The sequence below is a fragment of the Bacteroidota bacterium genome, from assembly GCA_018266755.1.
In the GTDB taxonomy this organism is placed as follows: domain Bacteria; phylum Bacteroidota; class Ignavibacteria; order Palsa-1295; family Palsa-1295; genus JAFDZW01.
Genome location: JAFDZW010000002.1, coordinates 366,712 through 384,132 on the forward strand (window position 1 = coordinate 366,712; position 17,421 = coordinate 384,132).

Annotated in this window: 11 protein-coding genes and 1 tRNA gene; 4 read left to right on the plus strand and 8 right to left on the minus strand. The window is 51.3% G+C overall.

What is annotated here, in order from left to right; translation table 11 throughout:
• The 3 genes from JSS75_04045 (at window position 1) to JSS75_04055 (ending at window position 2,196) form a co-directional block, all read left to right on the plus strand.
• Window positions 1-687, plus strand: a complete 687-nt coding sequence (locus tag JSS75_04045) for a response regulator transcription factor (protein MBS1902854.1) — start codon at window positions 1-3, stop codon at window positions 685-687.
• Window positions 684-2,081: a hypothetical protein gene (locus tag JSS75_04050; GenBank protein ID MBS1902855.1), complete on the plus strand. Its 1,398-nt coding sequence runs from the start codon at window positions 684-686 to the stop codon at window positions 2,079-2,081. Before JSS75_04045 ends, JSS75_04050 begins: the two co-directional genes overlap by 4 nt.
• Window positions 2,082-2,123: 42 nt before the next feature.
• Window positions 2,124-2,196 (plus strand) — tRNA-Lys (locus JSS75_04055).
• 286 nt (window positions 2,197-2,482) lie between these two features.
• Here the strand turns inward: JSS75_04055 and JSS75_04060 are convergent.
• From JSS75_04060 to JSS75_04090, 7 genes are all read right to left on the minus strand, one after another.
• The gene (locus JSS75_04060) at window positions 2,483-3,271 is read right to left on the minus strand and encodes a TatD family hydrolase (GenBank protein ID MBS1902856.1); all 789 of its coding nucleotides are present in this window, start codon (window positions 3,269-3,271) and stop codon (window positions 2,483-2,485) included.
• A gap of 1,350 nt (window positions 3,272-4,621) precedes the next feature.
• Window positions 4,622-5,443 (minus strand): hypothetical protein, encoded by an 822-nt coding sequence (locus tag JSS75_04065; GenBank protein MBS1902857.1) that lies wholly within the window; start codon window positions 5,441-5,443, stop codon window positions 4,622-4,624.
• A 95-nt stretch (window positions 5,444-5,538) separates the two neighbouring features.
• A complete protein-coding gene (locus JSS75_04070; protein ID MBS1902858.1) occupies window positions 5,539-7,434 on the minus strand; it encodes a hypothetical protein in 1,896 nt (631 codons plus the stop codon).
• Between the two features lie 1,012 nt (window positions 7,435-8,446).
• Window positions 8,447-9,310 (minus strand): hypothetical protein, encoded by an 864-nt coding sequence (locus tag JSS75_04075; protein MBS1902859.1) that lies wholly within the window; start codon window positions 9,308-9,310, stop codon window positions 8,447-8,449.
• A 516-nt stretch (window positions 9,311-9,826) separates the two neighbouring features.
• Window positions 9,827-11,608 carry an ATP-dependent helicase gene (locus JSS75_04080; GenBank protein ID MBS1902860.1) on the minus strand — a complete coding sequence of 594 codons (1,782 nt, stop codon included), beginning with the start codon at window positions 11,606-11,608 and terminating at the stop codon, window positions 9,827-9,829.
• Window positions 11,605-13,416, minus strand: a complete 1,812-nt coding sequence (locus JSS75_04085; protein ID MBS1902861.1) for an AAA family ATPase — start codon at window positions 13,414-13,416, stop codon at window positions 11,605-11,607. Before JSS75_04085 ends, JSS75_04080 begins: the two co-directional genes overlap by 4 nt.
• Before the next feature lie 76 nt (window positions 13,417-13,492).
• Window positions 13,493-14,455, minus strand: coding sequence for a hypothetical protein (locus JSS75_04090; GenBank protein MBS1902862.1), 963 nt, complete (start codon window positions 14,453-14,455; stop codon window positions 13,493-13,495).
• A 204-nt stretch (window positions 14,456-14,659) separates the two neighbouring features.
• Between JSS75_04090 and JSS75_04095 the strand changes: the two genes are divergently transcribed.
• The gene (locus JSS75_04095; GenBank protein ID MBS1902863.1) at window positions 14,660-16,075 is read left to right on the plus strand and encodes a site-specific integrase; all 1,416 of its coding nucleotides are present in this window, start codon (window positions 14,660-14,662) and stop codon (window positions 16,073-16,075) included.
• An 84-nt stretch (window positions 16,076-16,159) separates the two neighbouring features.
• On the opposite strand, the gene JSS75_04100 is transcribed toward JSS75_04095, so the two are convergent.
• A complete protein-coding gene (locus tag JSS75_04100) occupies window positions 16,160-17,194 on the minus strand; it encodes a hypothetical protein (protein ID MBS1902864.1) in 1,035 nt (344 codons plus the stop codon).
• Window positions 17,195-17,421 lie beyond the last annotated feature (227 nt).

Below are 17,421 nucleotides of genomic sequence, written 5' to 3' on the forward strand. Positions count from 1 at the left end.
ATGGCACGTATATTGGTCATCGAGGACGAACCCAAAGTCGCGCAGTTCATCAAACGCGGACTCACCGCAGAAGGCTTTCAGACCGATACGGCAGAAACTCCTTCGGCAGCGCTCCGACTGGCACAAACACAACCGTACGATGTGATCACCGTCGATATACTCTTGCCGCAGACGAGCGGCTTCGACGTGATCCGGTCGTTGCGAGAGATTCAACCGAATGCAGGAGTATTGATCCTTTCGGCGCTCGATCAATTAGATGACAAATTGAAGGGATTCCGTGTAGGCGCCGACGATTACCTCCCCAAACCATTCGCCTTCGAAGAACTTGTAGCACGCATCGGCGCGCTGCTCCGGCGCCGCGAACCCGTACCGGCAGTACAAACAACATTGCAATATGCCGACCTCGAGATCAACCCTATCACACGCAGTGTGCGCCGGGGTTCTCGTGCGATCGAACTGACCAACACCGAGTTTCGGCTGCTCGAATATCTCATGCGTCATGCAGGCTCACCGTGTACCCGGACACAGCTTGCCGCCGATGTTTGGAATGAACACTTTGATCGCGAGACGAATATCGTCGACGTCTATATGATGTATCTGCGCAAGAAAGTCGATGGGCCGTCCGAACATCCATTGATTCAGACGGTTCGCGGCGTCGGGTACGTCCTCCGATTGAGCGAGCGATGAGAACCAAGCAGCCGATCAGCTTTCGCCTTCGCACCGGGCTCTTCATTGCCGCCGCATTCACGGTGTTACTCTCGGTATTCTTTATTGCCAGCTATCTTTCGATCGAACGGACCCTTGTAGTCCGTAGTGACGCTGAGGTAACGGCCGCACTCGATGCGATCCTTTCGGCACTGCACGAGCCGCCGACGCAGGCCGTGTTCGATTCCCTCTATCGAAGTCATAGTACGACCGGTGAATCGGCCATCGCGATCTCGTTGCGTCATTCTGATGGAAGCCATACCGGGATTCTTGCGCGGGGTCCGTCGCATGCAGTTGCGATCCTCGATTCGGTTCATCTTTCGCTGCTCGATCCTCCACAGATTGTTCACGGATTTGAACACAGTTATAGAATTATCTCACGTGTAGCCCGTCCGCATGCACTGGTCGGTGCGATAGATATGCTGCCACTCGACGAGGTGCAGGATACGATGATCAGTCAGTTTCTGTTTTTGCTTGGTGTGGGTGTGATCGTGTCGTTTGTGATCGGGATGATCACAGCGAATCTTGCCCTGAAACCATTAAAGGTATTGATTTCATCTGCATTTAGGATCCGTTCGCACTCGCAACAACATGACGCACTCCCGACCGACACCCGGACAGCCGAGATCAACGAGCTTGCATCGCTGATCAACGATGTACTTGCCGAACGCAATCGCAATATCGAAGCACTCCGTACCTTTACGGCTGATGCAGCACACGAACTGCGAACCCCGCTGACCATCCTCAAAGGTGAAATGGAAGTCGATCTTCGGACGAAAGAATTTACGCTAAGTGATCGGGCCGCCATCGAAAGTAACCTTGAAGAAGTAGCCCGATTGATTCGGATCGTCGAAGACCTGCTGACGCTTGCACGCCTTGATCGCGATACGCATACGCAGGACCACGCATCGTCGCCATGGTCGCCGAATGAATTACTCGACGAGACACTCGGCCGGTTTGTACTTGTCGCAGACGAGAAGCGACTGGCCGTCGTCCGCGATCTGCAATCGACACACAATTGCACGATCCATCGCGAAGACGTCCGGACGATCGTAGCAAACTTGATCGATAACGCAATCCGCTATACGCCGGAAGGAGGCTCGCTCACGGTACGATCGTTCGATGCACCCGACGGTAGTTCCGTCATCGAGATCAGCGATACCGGCATCGGGATTGCTGCCTCGGATCTTCCGTATATCTTCGATCGGTTTTGGCGTGCGGACCGTGCACGTACCCGCTCCGCCGGGGGCACCGGATTGGGACTGACCATTGCGAAACGCCTTGCAGACCTGCATCACATCGCCCTCGAAGTCGAGAGCGAAAGTGGCCGGGGCACTATCGTACGGTGCCGGATCCCGACGAATCGGCGGCCATAATTTATTGTGGAACTAAGCGAGCGCGAAAATCATTTTCGACTCGCTTCCTTAGCTCAGTTGGTAGAGCAACTGACTCTTAATCAGTGGGTCGACGGTTCGAGTCCGTCAGGAAGCACTACCAAAATCGCAGTACAAAATGCTGCATAAGCCCGTTACAACCCGCGTCGTAACGGGCTTTTTCGTATGCAGTTACAAAAACACTCTTAGCACACTCGCCGTTTCTTGGTAGAGGATGTCTGAGAACTCGGAGAAGGTCTCACTACCCCCGAACCCCCCATTTCAGTTCTCATTTCGAGTTCTCATACGGTTCTCATTCGACGGCCAGTATCGGGTAGAACGAGATTGGGGATCTATCACGAAATCAGCGCTATATATATGGAGTACGAGCAGATGGTACTCTGTCACTGACTCGGTTGCACCGGGGACCGTAACGTCGATGATTCACCAGTGGAGTGGATCATTAAATGGTCCAGATTACTCCGAATCTTTGTAACCATTGTTTCGAGCTCTATGCCGTATAACGTCGCGAGTTGGCTGACGGTAGTTGCGAGTGACGTTCGCTGAGAGAAAACCGACTGATCGAATGTGAAAGGGGCATCGGTTTCTGTAAGAATACGATCAATTGGAACAACTTCAAGAATTCGCTTACCTCTCGCGGAATTCAGCATCCGATGATTTACGGAAAAGAAGTAGCCGTGCTCGATAGCGGAAGCAGCCACAGAGGCAGGCCCTGAATACCAATGTAGTACAACACGAGAATCCGTGTCAGCAAGGTGGTTGTGCAATGTTTGAATCGCCTCCCTTTCGGCCCCGCGGGTGTGGACAGAGAGAATCTTGGAGCGTCCCTTCGCAATCATGGCGAGGATTTGATCGAAAACTTCACGTTGACGGGGAAGAGAACCAACACTCTGGGGTGATCCGTCAAGACCAATTTCTCCAACCCATCCGGTCTGAGAAAGAAGAGATGCAAATTTGTCAAGCTGTCCCCCGAACTGGTCAACAAGTTGTGGATGCATACCCAACGCTACAGAAACGTTTGTGAATTTCGAGAAAAGTGCTCTGTTAGGCTCATAGAGATATGGTGCATTTGTAACAGCAATATATTGAACATTCGGGGAAATCATGGATGCAGCATCGAGTTCAATGCCCTTCAGGAGATCCAGGTGACAATGTGTGTCACAAAATTCCATCATTTTTTGAAAGTGACATTCTGCAGTAAGGTCGATACTTCGGCCAACCCTCTGGTGTATACCTGCACGTATTGAGTCACATCTGAGTCAAGTGGGCCAGTATTTCGCACTGAGACCTCAACATAGTTCGGGTCTCTTTTGGCGCGTGATTGCATGTAGTGAAATGCAAATGCATCTTTGCCCTCCGCCCCTGTTATGTCTAAACTGTGACTTGACAAATCCACGCGCATTTGCGCCGGGTCAGGGATGCCAGAGCATAGGTATGCAGCTTGCCGGATAATACACGGCACACAATAGCCACAATGAATATTCCCTTTGCCATGGTACCGAGCGTTTGGATGACTGCATGACATTGTAACCGCATTTCTGATCAGTGCAGGATTTGTGCATCCGCTGATCATCTCGCCCTTCGTTTTGAATTGGTATGGATTGAGTAGAGAAACTCCCAGTCGTAAATGGGAGAACAATGTACTCATCAAACCCATATAGTAAGGGTGGGTCGTTCTCGTGCTGTGTGAACCAATGCGAAGAGGAGTAAGAGGAAGGTTTAGGCTGATCATTCCGTTCTCAGGCACTACTAAGGTTGAGGCATTCGAGATAGACGAGGCGCACAGAGCGCCGAGAGATAGGAACAGGAATGACCTGCCTCGCTCTGTATGATCTTCGCTCGAAGACAAGCCCTTCTTGGGTATCCCGACGTATCCATTGATTCTCGCGGGCACCAAATTCGGGTAAGCTGTTTTCAACGCGTGATGACACTGCGATTGATAGGTAGATACATCTGCGCTCTTCGAATGCCCAACCAGGATCGGTCGAATTCCACGGTCGAGAAGTTCCACAGCACCTATGAAGCTGTCCAAGCCACCCGAGAATAAGCAGACGGTGTCCGTAGCATAAGGAATTGTGTATTTCCTCTTTCTGCCGGCTGGAGGCAGGTACAGGTCCTGCCCAGTGCGCTGTCGAAATTCAATCGACCAAATGTCCCCAGTCAAGAATCGGAAGATTCGTTCCAATAATTGGGATCCACCTTGCCAAAGAGTTAGGTCGCGAACAGGCACCTCGAGTCGAAAGACCCGTGTCCATCCGTCCTCACCATACTGTTTGCGGTCTACCCTAGTGTCCGCGGCAGCCATCGTGCAGGCGAGCACGAACAAGTCCATTGAGGTCTCTGATGGCTTCAATCCCAATCTAGTAATTGACTCGATGATCGTGTCCATCCGGACACAAGCAGACCCCTGGTGTCCAAAAAAGCTGAGAGTTGCACAGTTGTCATCGATCGATCGGGCAGTACTTGCAATGCTGTCGTTGGCGCCAACTGCAGCCCGGAAAGTGAAAGTGGCCATAGCAGATCTACTCCCCTACCCCTTCTATTGAATTGAACGCAATCTGGTACACGCTCTGCATCAAGCGTTCGACGTCTTCCTTAGTAGTGGTGGGGGTAGACGCGATATGGTTCATAACCGTATTCCGTACTAACCCTTCAACCAATTGATACACATCCTCCTCGACTCGGAGGATTCTGTTCACATCGGTCGTCGACTTATAGAGATGAACACCGATGTCATGAAGAACGCGCAATGCGATAGACTCGCAGATAAATATGGAAGTCATGGCGGCGACGGACTCTGACGTAAGATTATCTAGTGACACGTCCGGCTCTCTCAAAATCCGAAGTACAGTATTACCGTACGCCTCCTTGACAAGATAGTCATCTTCTGTATTTTCAAAGGATTTACCGTCTGGTTGAAAAATGAGGTCAGACAATGCCCCGAGGATATCTTGAGCAGGACGATTTACATAACCGTCAAGATTGAGGCGTAGGAGTCCAGCTATCTTACCGTACTGTTGGATTGTGTCTAATGCCGAATAGAAACTGCCGACACGGTTTCTTGCCGCTTCCATCCGTCGCGTGAGCACCCTTGAGCCACCGGCTCCCTTGCTGACATAGCTGCGCATTGCCGTCCTCAGCCTCGTTCTACCGGCTTCTGCTGTCGAGGCCCTAAGAGCGTCGTTGAAGGCACGTCGCGAGGTTGAGTAACGATTCCCAACTTCACTTGGAGGAGTCAGCGGAGATGACACAGCACCTGGCGAAACGATTTCGTGCGCACTGTTAGTGGCCGGCGTGACCAGATCCACCTGTTCCCCTCCGGTAACTGCATCGCTAGCCAGCATAGACGTCGGTGCTTCATTGTTACCAATAGGCGAAATCCAGGACGGGATCAATGGATGTGACCCATTCGCCCCTGAAGATGAAGATGAGGTTCCCATTAGGACCTTGATTTAGTAGCTTGTAGGATAGCTTTTGCGGCTGATTTTAGTTCAGGATTCTCAGCACGCTCAGCCCACGCGGTAAGCAACTTCCGAACTTTCTCGCTTGAACCAGATGTAAGCCCGCCACTGAGTTCTGCTGCAACCCACGGTCCTAGATTTCGAGTGGGGAGAGACTCCAAAAGTAGTAGTACAGCATCAGACTTAGCAGGATTTACCTTCGTTATTGCGATAAGCCCATGTACCGCCCCGGGCATTTTCCTGAGATCCTGTACCGATCGCAGTTCGGATTCAAACATAGCGAAGAGCTTCGTGACTTCCACATCAGTAACCGTCTGAAGCAGTTTGGTCGCGCCATTTCGGAGGATAATCGAACTACTCCGGAGATGGGCCGCAATCTCAGAGAGGCGCTCCGATGCACCATCGATTGCTCCCGCACCGATTACTTTTTCCCTTGACACGAATATGTAGGGTCTCAGGTCAACACCAGCGAGACTAGGCTCCTGCACCCTCCACTCCTCAAATCGTTCAGTCGCTTCATCAATTGGCCTTTCCTCGTTTGCGCCTTGCGCAGGATCATCTTTACCCACAATCGCAATGTCTTGATCACCTAGCATACCATCAGGAGAAGCAATTACCCGTGACACCAACTGATCGTATAATTCGGGGTGAAAATTCTCGAGGAGCATCAACTTACCCAGCACGCCTAACAGAACGTTTTCGCTCAATCCATAAATCTTAGCAATACGGATCCGCAGAAAGAGCGTGTTAAGAAAGCGTTTGGTATTTCGAGGATTTCCCCTCAGATTCCTCGATAAGAATCTGCCAAGTTGATCGGCAATCTGAAGCGTCATGCGTAATTCCTCTGATTCCGACCCAAGCTTTCCGATCACAAAATCATAGCTCAATTCAACAGGTTGATATGGGGTCTTCCTGGTCGCTTCGAGTGAGGCATACAACTCCCTTACGCTATCAGTTTCATTCCCGAAGTGGGCTTGAAGAACCAAGAACTTAATGTAGTTTGTGGTCTGAAGTTGATTTTGAGCTGGAATCCGAATGGGAATTTGAATCAGCTTTTCAAGATATTGACGAGGGTATAAGGCAAGATGATTTGGTAGATCAGGGAAATGCTGCTGTACCGCGTACTCGATCATCTGTTCGTCCGCGGAGATGACGAACACGGTGCCGTCTACAAACAGGAACAGCCGAATCGCTTCCAGTATCTCAATGACAGCCGAAGGCAAACATCGATCGAGATCATCGACCAGCACGACAACACTGTCAACGTCTCCCAACTCCACCAAGGTTCGAAATTCCTCCCGGAACGCGTTAATGTGCTGCGCTATCGTCTGAGATGCGGGCCTCAAGAGACTGGTCTCATTTTCCTTCTCGACGTTCACCTCGACCCTCTCATTGCCACCCGAATTTGGAGCCTCCTTGGCTACGCTACCCCCGGCTAGGAAAGCTAGCGATGCAAGACCGCCCCCAGCGCCGCCGGCAGCGGCAAGTGCAAGCTTCCCTCCCAGTTTCGCAACGCTGAGCCACTCTATCCTATGGAAAAGTGATTGTGCGAGTCGCTTGATCTTGTCTGTAGGCTTGAGTTTAGAAACCAATTCGGAGACAATCGTTTCCATCAGGGCTGTTCGGGTGTCCTCGAATCCCTGAAACAACCATCCGTTGAACTTGATGACGTGATTTCGCGTACGGCCCTCTGCGTTCGCTTCCTCGAGCTTTTTCGAAAGGATCGAGAGTACGGATGACTTCCCCGCCCCCCAGTCACCGTACACCCCAACGGTCAATGGTCGGAGACTTGGATCGTCGATAATTTCTACAATCGTCTGTGCGATCTTTTCATGACCAAGAAGATCAACATCAGTTTCTCTATCATTCCACATTGATTTGCAGGGTAGGTCGTGTGTTTCTAAGCCAACTTCCGCGAGAGGGAGTATTGTTCCCCACGTTGGTGAGATCCCAAGTCTTGGGATTGTGACCCGTTTACTAGAGGTGAGCGTGCACTTCGGCACTATAACTTTCCATAATCGCTATGACCAACAAACACCTGTCTCGCTACGTGAAGGACGTTATCACTCTCATTCCAGAAGAACTCGGATACCTTGCCGCAACGTCGAAGATCGAAGTACCTATCCGAGACCGTGTTGCATGGGCCATTCAACGTGCAATAAGCAGCAACTTGACCGTCGCCCGCGAATGGAATCTACCTGTTCGTGGCGTAACATCACGATTCGACATCGCCATACTGGACCAGGACAGACCCCCAAACAATCATTGAGTTTAAGGCAGGTTGGCTATTTGATAATGCGTCGATCCGAAGTCATCGTAACAGCGGTGACTACACGAAGGATCTGCAGCATGATATTAGCAAATTCAGATCCACCGCTCGCGAGCTGAAATGGAACAAGCTGTCTCATGGCGTGCAGTACTTCGCTGTTCTACTCTTATCACACACCATGGGCCTATTCCCAACGGACACGAACAGGCGTTTCACTACAGGGATCGTATCCGCTCATTCGAATCAGACAATAAGAGACAGAGCACCACTAGCGCAATTTGTGTCTCCCGAGTCACATCCCGTTTACTCAAAAGCTTACCCAGGATAACCAGCCTAGGGTTGGACTGCGAGTACTCCCAGCAGGGTGCCCCATTTGGTGTCGCCACTGAACTTCACTTTTGGGTACTCGGACCCTTGTAGCTCAACATCAAGATTCAAGCAGCAACACTTCAACAACATCACTTCGCGGAGGTGTTGAGTGTGATGGCTTGCAGGTTCATGGCTGTCAGACGCAATGTGGCCAATTCTCCAAGCGAACAGAATTCTGCCCACGCCGCAACCGTTGGCTTCCAATTTTGTTAATCGTGTACAAATGTAGTTGTGCAGAGTTAGCAAGATCACTGATTAGTAAATCGTTCTTCTTTCGTCCGATATTCAACGTTTCCCGTCCTTGGTACCCCCTCATCGTCAATTTGCTCTTTTACCTGCGCCTTCATCGTTACCGGGTGCTCTTTGTACACCTCATCACAAAGACGCCTGATTCCGTTGAACACTTCGCTTCTTGCTTCCTCGACTTTCCTTTTCAGCGACCTGTGATATGTTGCCTCCAGCACCACCTCTCCATTCCTTCCCTGCTCTGCGATCACCTCATCGATCAACCTGTCAAGTTCATCCGAGTGCTTTGAAGCAAGACGTCTCATAGCCTCATTCTCCACCCTCTGTACGCTTAAAGGCTTCTTCCTTTCAAACCGTCCTCTTCTCTCAGCATCAACCATTCCGAGCAGACGTCTTGAGAAACGATCGAATGTGTTCACCATCGCGACCATGCCATAATCGGTTGCAAGCGTTCTCATCGTCAGAGCTGGCATCTCCTTACTAATCCTTGCATGACGCTCCACATGACGAAGGATCCTGAGTTCAATGCGAGCAAGATGTTTCCCTTCACTTCCATCGAGCGGATCGAACCCGTGATTGTCCATGATCTCCTGCCTTTTGTCATACAAGGCAAGCGTTCGTTCTTTGCTCTTGCTGTTGAGGTAGAATGAATTTTCCTCTCGATGCCGCTTATACCCCATCCTCTCTCCCATCAATGCACCATAGCTCACGACAGGTCGTGCAACCATGAGGTTCATTGCAACATCAACACGACTGATCGCAGCATCCGACACCTCTAGTCCGCTCACTTCTTCAAATTTCCTTCTCGAAGCGTCGATCTCAGTTGGCCCTGCCGGAACAAGGTTTGTCCCGTCATCACTTGTCACACGAGGGACCGATAGCTGAAATGAGAACGCATGAGGATCTTGCCGATGACGGAATGTAAGAAACCCATGAAACCATGCCATTCCATCCGCAGAATAGCGAAATGATGGTAATATCCTCTCGTTTGTGATCTCAGGACCAAACCCCTTGTGAAAGCGAACCGAATCAATGCCAATCTTTTGCATGTGCAAACCTCCCTGTTTTGCGTAATTATCACTCACATCATGGACCGTGATGGGGTTTATTATTATGCTAGGTGTCCATGAGTACGGACACATGCAGGGTGGCTTGGATCACGAGCGGGCCGAAGATGGAACAGACTATATCCAAATTCAGGTAGTCGCCAGACCAAATGACCTCATCGGGAAGACAATATGCAGGTAGATCGTCCACGCTCGAAGAGAGAATTCAATGAGTGCGATTTGGAAATGCTGCAGTACGAGGTCGATGATGAACGAGATGACGAAGTTGAGAATCCTGAAGGTTGTTTTCGCTCGCGTTATCAATGATCTGTCATCCTATAGTTTTGTAGGAAGTTCTAGGGTTTCAGTGAAGCTATCCACGAATTCTGGCCGTTCATTCTTCAGTCTAGTAAATGTATCTAGATGAACACAGAGCGCAAATTCATGCCTGGCTCTGGTCACGGCGACGAACGCAACACGCCTCTCTTCGTTCAATGGATCGGTATCCCACCATTGGGTAGACGGACAATCCGTCTCCTTTCCTTTTGGTACGATCATGCACACGCAATCAAATTCTGCACCTTTGACACCATGAACTGTTGAAGTCTTGAAAGACCCGTTGTGGATACTTGAACCCACTGAAGAAGACTTCCGCAGCCGGTTGCCGTTAGTGCTATCCTTCCTAAACTTCCCAGCGATTGTTTTTGCATCACAACCGTAATCCGCAAGTTGCGATGCAACCGTTTCCCTTATTCGCGAGAGCCAATCGTTCCATGTCTCGTCTCTGATAGTCGTCGACGATTCCAGGAGCACCGCATAAATGATCCTCTTCCACCTTTCAAGATTCACTCCTAACGAAGTCAATCGCTCATCCGAGAAATGCTGAGGTTCGTTCGCGCCTATCTTGTTTGTGAACACCATTTGTCCAAGCAAATTTGAGATGATGCGACGGGCAGCTGCCGGGTCACCGGATCGAGATAGATCTACAGCAAGTTGAAGTTTTTTACCACCAGACGCACTACAAGGGTATTCAAGCGAAGCAAGGTTCTTAAATGACTTGAGTATTGATGCCTTTCTTGCAAGAATAACCCTTTCCCTATCCGTCCATCGAGCAAGGAGGTAGGCTTCTAGGTCGGCCGTGAGAGTTTTGTCACTCTCATAACTGATGAGTAACGTGTGGCCAACTTGAGCTCCCTCCTTAGGAAGCACAGGATTGTCCGCACTAGAGAGGCATGATGCAACCGTGCATACACAGATCGAACAACGTTGAGAGACCTGCATCGGTAAAACTTTTGCACCGTTGAGCTTACTCGTCTGCTCAAAGATCCGGGATGAAGCTCCCGTAAAGCCATATATAGCCTGGTCTGGATCACCAACCGCAATCACGCGAACTGGACAATCGCGAATGAGTTTGAGAAGTGCACGATACTGAAAATGGCCGGTATCTTGAAACTCGTCGACTAGGAGGACCGGGAAACGACGGGTGACAATGCTCGCGACTGCCGCCCGGTGACGTGCGAAGTTCAAGATGTAGGAGGCAAGATAATGGCTGTCGTCATATGTGATCAAGCCACTCTTTCTCCAGATCGATTGCTTGGATCGAAGAGCGGCCGCATTGTCACGATCGCTCAACGCATGAAGTTGGTGCCAACGGTAACTGAGTTTAGTAGTATACCTCGGCTGATGTTCTGTTCCTCCGGTGGCGTTTGTTTGGAAAATGAATGCACGCTTCGACTTATCATCATCCAACGCAAGATCAGGTTTGTCGAGTAAATTCGCTACGTCGGCTGAAATCAACCGTGGGGTGGAGAAGGGGAAACCAGCTTCCTTCCAGAACGGCTTGATGATGAAACGGAGCAAGAATGAATCGATGGTGCCGACGAAATGAGGATACGGCACAGCAAAACCCAATCGTTCCCTGATCGTCCGCTCCGCAACGTTCGTAAATGACAGCGCCGCGACCCCCTGTGTCGGACTCTGCCAATTCTTGATCTCCCGTGCAAGCAACTCGGCAAATACCTTTGTCTTGCCACTACCGGGACCCGCTTTGACGATTACGATCCTCTCATCACAGGCGAGGATCTCCTTCTGTTCATCCGTCCAAGTGATTTCGGTCATGCGTTCTTCGGCACTCTGTTTCCGACCACATGAGCAAATGCCTGACTCAAGTACGTTGGCACCACAAATCTATTTTGGGCAACTGCGTACGTTCCCCCTTCGCTTCTAGTGGATAACATCTCGGCGAGCTCCTGCGCAAATACAGGTTTCCTAACATTTGGACTAGCTATGCAAATGCCTCGCCAGACTGCAAGAGTGCGTTCATGATCTGAGGGCAATGCGGTTATGATGTCAGTGGTGAGAGTTCTAGGCGATCCCACTTCATAACAGCGCTGCCAAGCAATCGTCATCACTTCGGGGTTGGTATTTCCTGCGTCTGCGATATCATACTCGAGTGTCACGGACGACACGAAGAGTTTCAAGTACGCGTCAGCGCCGAACAGCTCGATCAAATTGGTTACTCGTGCACACTGTTCGAGTTTGTCACCAACCTTACGCGGCACTGCATATTTCCATTGGTCTTTTTTTGAATCTTGAGCATAATCCACCGCTGGGTCGCCATCAGTAACCACTGCGACCGGAATCTGAATTCGTGTTTCGCCGAACAGGCTGGCGAGCGTAGTGAAGTCGACACCACAAACGGACACGATCGCTATCGCGTGATGAAGAAGGTCTTGATTGCTTCGTTCAGCGAGGACTGGCAAGAGAATGGTCTCCGATTCTCCTTCGACAAAAATGATCCCCTTTGCAAACAACATGCTCGCACGAGTTACATCAAGCATGCGCTGAACTCGTCGTTCTTCACTTTTCGACAGAATCCCTTCGAATGAGAAAAACCGAACAGCGCCCTTGTTGTCCTTATATAGATACCGAATCTGGCTTGGCATGACGTGAGCTGCTATAGTCGGAGAGTGGGTGGTTATGATAACCTGGGGCTTTCGCTTGAATTGCGCCACGTCACGAAGGCCGTTCGACAGGAAGGACGCAAGAATTGTTTGTAGTTGTGGGTGAAGATGTGCCTCAGGTTCCTCCACCAAGAGAAGTGGATAGTCACCTTCCTGTGAAGAGCCAAGCTCCGCCAGTACGCATGCGATGTATAGCAGATTGTTGTAGCCAAGTCCGTTTGCTGAAAGCTCATGGGCCTCACTGTCCCCTATAAGAATCTTGAGGTTCCGTACGATCCTTTCGAACTCTGATTCTGACGTGGCCACCTCGGTCGACTGGCCCAAAGTCTTCCCCGTTGAGCCTGTAAGCGTGCTCTGGAGCAAATCCGATGTTCGCTTTACAAGCGGGTCCTTCTTAAGCTCCTGATTCGCCTTGCGAAATACTTCCACAATCGTTGCCTTTTCATCCTCCTTCGCCAAAAGCCCGAACAGGCTGGCTAGTCGATTGCGCGGGCCCGGACGCAACTCAGAAACCGAATCGCGAAGTGCATCAAGCGCAGTGACCTTTAGGGCCTGAAGGACATCCTCCGGTACAGTTCGTTCAGTATCAGGGTCTCTTCCTCCCCAACGGCGTCGAGTCCACTTATTAGTATCATTGCTGAATGACCACTCGAAATTGATCCGCGCAGTGGATGCTTCAGGGTGCTCAGCATCAAAATCAAGAATGTCGAGAAATGCGGCTCTTTCCGCTTCCGACTCCGGCTTGTACGTGAGGGCGATCTTAATCGTGGCATTTGAACCCATCGCGTACGGTAGATCATCCCTAGATGCCTGAAGACTTCCAAGCCCAATTTGAATCGCGTCGACGATATTGCTCTTGCCAATATTGTTCTCACCCACAATGACGTTCAACCCATGACTGAACGATAGAGCAAGGCTGGTGATGTTTCGGAAATTCTCGATCGATAATTGTTGAAGGTACATTGGCGTATAGCGATCAATAGGACAAATATATGCAATCTCGGCTCGACGAAACAGCACTGTGCTGATTTACATGGGCTCATGGGTTCAGCTCACGGCTGTTCCCTATGCATTCTAACCCGGATGAGCCTACGGCTTCGATGAGCCGACTAACCATTTCCCGCGAGGACTCCTCCATACGCACATGCGGATGAGGGAAGCCGCCACGTGAACCTCGCTTTGTCACTCGCAGATGTGAACGACTGTGCTGCACCAGAGCTTGAACCTGCGTTGCAACGTCGTGTCTCTCCCACCGTTCATGCTCTCCGGTGAGAACGGAAGCGATAGTAATTCCATTGCGCAGAACGATGGATTGAGTATCGAAGACGACATAGTTATCCTTCGGGACATACCCCCAGTTTGCCTGTGCGTGAGCTAATTCAAGCACAGCATTGCCATGAAGACCGTATCGTTCAAAGCCTTTTCGAAACTCTTTGCGATTAGAGTTTTCGAGATGTGTAACGAGCGAAGGGTGATGCCAGTCGAAGGCCCCGACTCGTTCGTACCAATCTCCATGCCCGTCAATTCTCAGGCCAGTCGATCCATGCCGCGCGATCTGATCGAAGTACTCCTGGTGCTGAAAACTCCCATTTCCACTCGCCGTGATGAGGAGGTTTCCGTAACCGCTAAATACGCTACCTGCACCACCCACAATGGTGAACTGATTTTCTAGATTCTGGACGTCACAGATCGCCTTTAGATGGTAGGTGTCAACAGGCTTACCAGCCTCACGCGCTATGAAGATCACTGTGCACCGTTGCCCCAAAGTCATCAGCTCAGCGATCTTGTTTCGCACGTTCGGGCGGCATATCCCCCACGTTAGCGGAAGGCTTGAGCCGCTGTGCAGTTCATGGGCAAGGAAGGAAGGATCCTCGGAGACGTCGATCAAATGGTCTCGGTACGACTGCCATTGAATACTCTGGCCGGTCTTCATCGAATAGAAACCGCACAACTGAGCAAGCAGCCTATCATTGGCGACGGTATAGACGCATATGTAAATCATCGGGATACTAATGGTTTATGAAGCACTGGGCCCTGTTATTCTACGTTCGGCCGCGTCATATGGTTCTTTGCATTCAGCGGTTCAATTAGTCACCGAACAGGGTTGGTATCCGGCTCGGCCGTAGCATCGCGACATTCGGGAACCCTGCAGGGGGTGCGAGGCGGTTATCTACTCCGCTACGGGATCATACAATATTACAATACCATGGGCACCCACAATTCCTCGCGTCAGCGCAACAGCAATTCCACCACAACTGGATACGTTACAATCAACCCGACTTCCGATCTCATCAAGTGCACACAGCCGTTCCGTGTCGAAGGTAGAACGACGTGGTATGTAAAGATCAGTGTTCGCTCTTCGCGCACGGAGAGATGGAGACATCTTAAGCGATCAACCGGTGTGCTGATCGGGTCAACAGCATCAAAAAAGGCTGCACGTATCGCCGCCATTCAAATGCTCGCGAACTTCCAAGTGGAACACGATCCCACTGCGTCTCGGAAATTGAGCACGTTCCTCGCCGCGTACATACAGGAATGCGAAGCCAGAAATCTTTCCAAACAATACCTCACGCAGGTGCGCGCCGCTGCAACTGCTCTCCTAAAGGCTATCGACGGGGGCACGTTACTGACGCATATCAAAGTATCGACGCTTCGCTCATTCTTCAATTCGGTAAGATCGGCCTCGGTCGCCCTATCGTACTACCGTTGTCTTCACGCCGCGTTCGCTCGAGCGGTGGTTGACGGCGATCTGGATCACAATCCGTTCGTGCGTGCCGACAAACGCGCGCTTAAGGAACGTCTGAACCCACGGCCTCGCGGTATTATGAGACCGGAGCAGATCTTCGCAATCCATGCTGCGATGCCACGCGGGACATACCTGGACCGGCTATCGGCCTCTCTGATGCTCGTCCTATTCGGTGAGGGCGTGAGAAGATCTGAAGCATGCTTTCTAAAGGTAGAGGACTTCGACACCGGTACGATGCGCGTATCGATCCGACCGAAGCCTGAGTACCGCCTAAAGAACCGTGCTTCAGCGGCGACAATCCCACTCACCTCACCGGCGGAGCGTGCTTTTCGTGATCAGCTGCAGAACCGGGATCAGCATCCGAACGAGAGTGTGCGCACCTCGGCATGGTTGTTCTGCAACGAGCGTGGGGAACACTATCATCCCGATAGCATAACAAAGGCGGTGCTCAAACGAGTGCGATCCGTATGCGAAAGCCTTGGTCTCAAAATCGATGGTATGGATCTGCACTCGTTCCGCCACAGCACACCACAGAACCTTGTCGAAGGCGGCATCAATCCCGCCCTGGTGTCACGCATGATACGCCACAGCTCCTTGCAAACGACTCTGTCGACGTACCACAAGAACTCGGACAGTTCGGTGCCGATGGACCCGATCATCGACCGCATGAGGACCTGGGATCTCCAACGCCTTCACATCAGCTCCTTGTTGCGGTTTGTTTTCGTAGAGGACGGGTCGTCATCTGAATTCATGATCGAGGTGAAGAGCAACGTACGGAGGGCGAACGGCAATCGATCCATGCGGAGCCTTTACAGTCTACTGGGGTTCGACACCAGCTCTCCTCGAAGCGGCGGGTGGCCGCACGCGACGAACTAGCGGGCATCCATCTCGTTTGAGACGGATGCCAACTTGCGTTCTCTGTCACATCCGAAGGTTCTGCTTCCACGGGGCGGGAATTTCTCAGATTCGCGAAAGGCTTCTGATGAGCCTGTCAACTGACGCTGGGCGGTACACAGGCCCAGATTCGTCGTCGCCAACAAATTCGGCGGGAATTTCATCAGGAGGGAGTACGTCGAAGACACTCGAATGCGGGAAGTTATCAACGGCCACCCGAGCAGCTGATGGAAGCGAACGCTCACATGCATCGACGATATCCTTCCTAAGCTGCAAGAGCGTAGCGTCCCGCTCGAGTTCTTTTTCCGTCTTCCGAATCTGATGAAGCCTGCCTTCAGGGATGCCGACTTGATTTAGAACCTCAAGCAGAATCCGTGCATATTTCTGCGGATCGTCCTCTGCGAGACGACACGCGATCAAGCCCATCACCGCGAGACCCCCTGACGCTTTGCCCACCCATTTTCTGAGTATTGGCTTGACGCCGAGGTACATGAACAAAAGTTCTTGATACCTGCGGATCACGTGAATGAATGTGGCCTCGTCTGCGAGTTGTCCTAAGGTCACGTTTGACAGAGGGCCCGCCATGAGCTTATCTGCCATTCTACGCTTGCAGCGCAGCGTGAAGCTGGTAATGTGCTTCTCGACATTGTCTGGGGAGAGAGCACCGGCCGAGACAAGATCACGGAGCACATCGCTCACACGAACTTCTACCTCTTTGGACGAGAAAACGGAAGCGGAGATATCGTCAGACGGTTCTAGGGTGCCGGCAGAATCGAACAGGTCATCGTAGCCAGCGGCTCGCCATCGCGAATCGAACAGGCACCCAACCTCCAATTCAGAAACGTTCGCGCCCGAGATATCAACGTCCGTCCTTTCGCGAAACAGATCAATCGCAAGCTTCACCATATCGTCGTTCGCCAGTTGGAGTGCCCCCAGATCCTTCCCCGCCATGGCCGCGATCGATCCCCGAAGTGTGAACTTGTCACCAGATCCTCTCGTGAGTTGCATCCCGAAGAGCCACTCAATACCGCTCTTCTCTTCAATATGAGGCTCTACGGATTGCCTGAACGCGTTAGGCATCACCTCAAAAGTGATCTCCATCTCGCCGAATCCGGCGTGAGGGGTGAAGGCTTGGACATCTTGACTGAAAACGCGAAATCTACTGGACATATATTCTTAAGCTGTATGAGAAATAGTATTGGTGCTTCATTGGGTAACGACATCGACCAAGTCGAACGGAGTCGCGGTTCGTGTATTACGATGTTCCAGATGATCCGTTTCATAGTGCGGCGTTCGAGAAAGAGCGTGGTTGCTTTGCACCGCTGATG

What these genes read in the sequence shown, in the direction of transcription:
- JSS75_04045 (MBS1902854.1), top strand. Translation starts at nt 1, where the DNA reads ATGGCACGTATATTGGTCATCGAGGACGAACCCAAAGTCGCGCAGTTC.
- JSS75_04050 (MBS1902855.1), top strand. Translation starts at nt 684, where the DNA reads ATGAGAACCAAGCAGCCGATCAGCTTTCGCCTTCGCACCGGGCTCTTC.
- JSS75_04060 (MBS1902856.1), bottom strand. Translation starts at nt 3,271, where the DNA reads ATGGAATTTTGTGACACACATTGTCACCTGGATCTCCTGAAGGGCATT.
- JSS75_04065 (MBS1902857.1), bottom strand. Translation starts at nt 5,443, where the DNA reads ATGCTGGCTAGCGATGCAGTTACCGGAGGGGAACAGGTGGATCTGGTC.
- JSS75_04070 (MBS1902858.1), bottom strand. Translation starts at nt 7,434, where the DNA reads ATGTGGAATGATAGAGAAACTGATGTTGATCTTCTTGGTCATGAAAAG.
- JSS75_04080 (MBS1902860.1), bottom strand. Translation starts at nt 11,608, where the DNA reads ATGACCGAAATCACTTGGACGGATGAACAGAAGGAGATCCTCGCCTGT.
- JSS75_04085 (MBS1902861.1), bottom strand. Translation starts at nt 13,416, where the DNA reads ATGTACCTTCAACAATTATCGATCGAGAATTTCCGAAACATCACCAGC.
- JSS75_04090 (MBS1902862.1), bottom strand. Translation starts at nt 14,455, where the DNA reads ATGATTTACATATGCGTCTATACCGTCGCCAATGATAGGCTGCTTGCT.
- JSS75_04095 (MBS1902863.1), top strand. Translation starts at nt 14,660, where the DNA reads ATGGGCACCCACAATTCCTCGCGTCAGCGCAACAGCAATTCCACCACA.
- JSS75_04100 (MBS1902864.1), bottom strand. Translation starts at nt 17,194, where the DNA reads ATGGAGATCACTTTTGAGGTGATGCCTAACGCGTTCAGGCAATCCGTA.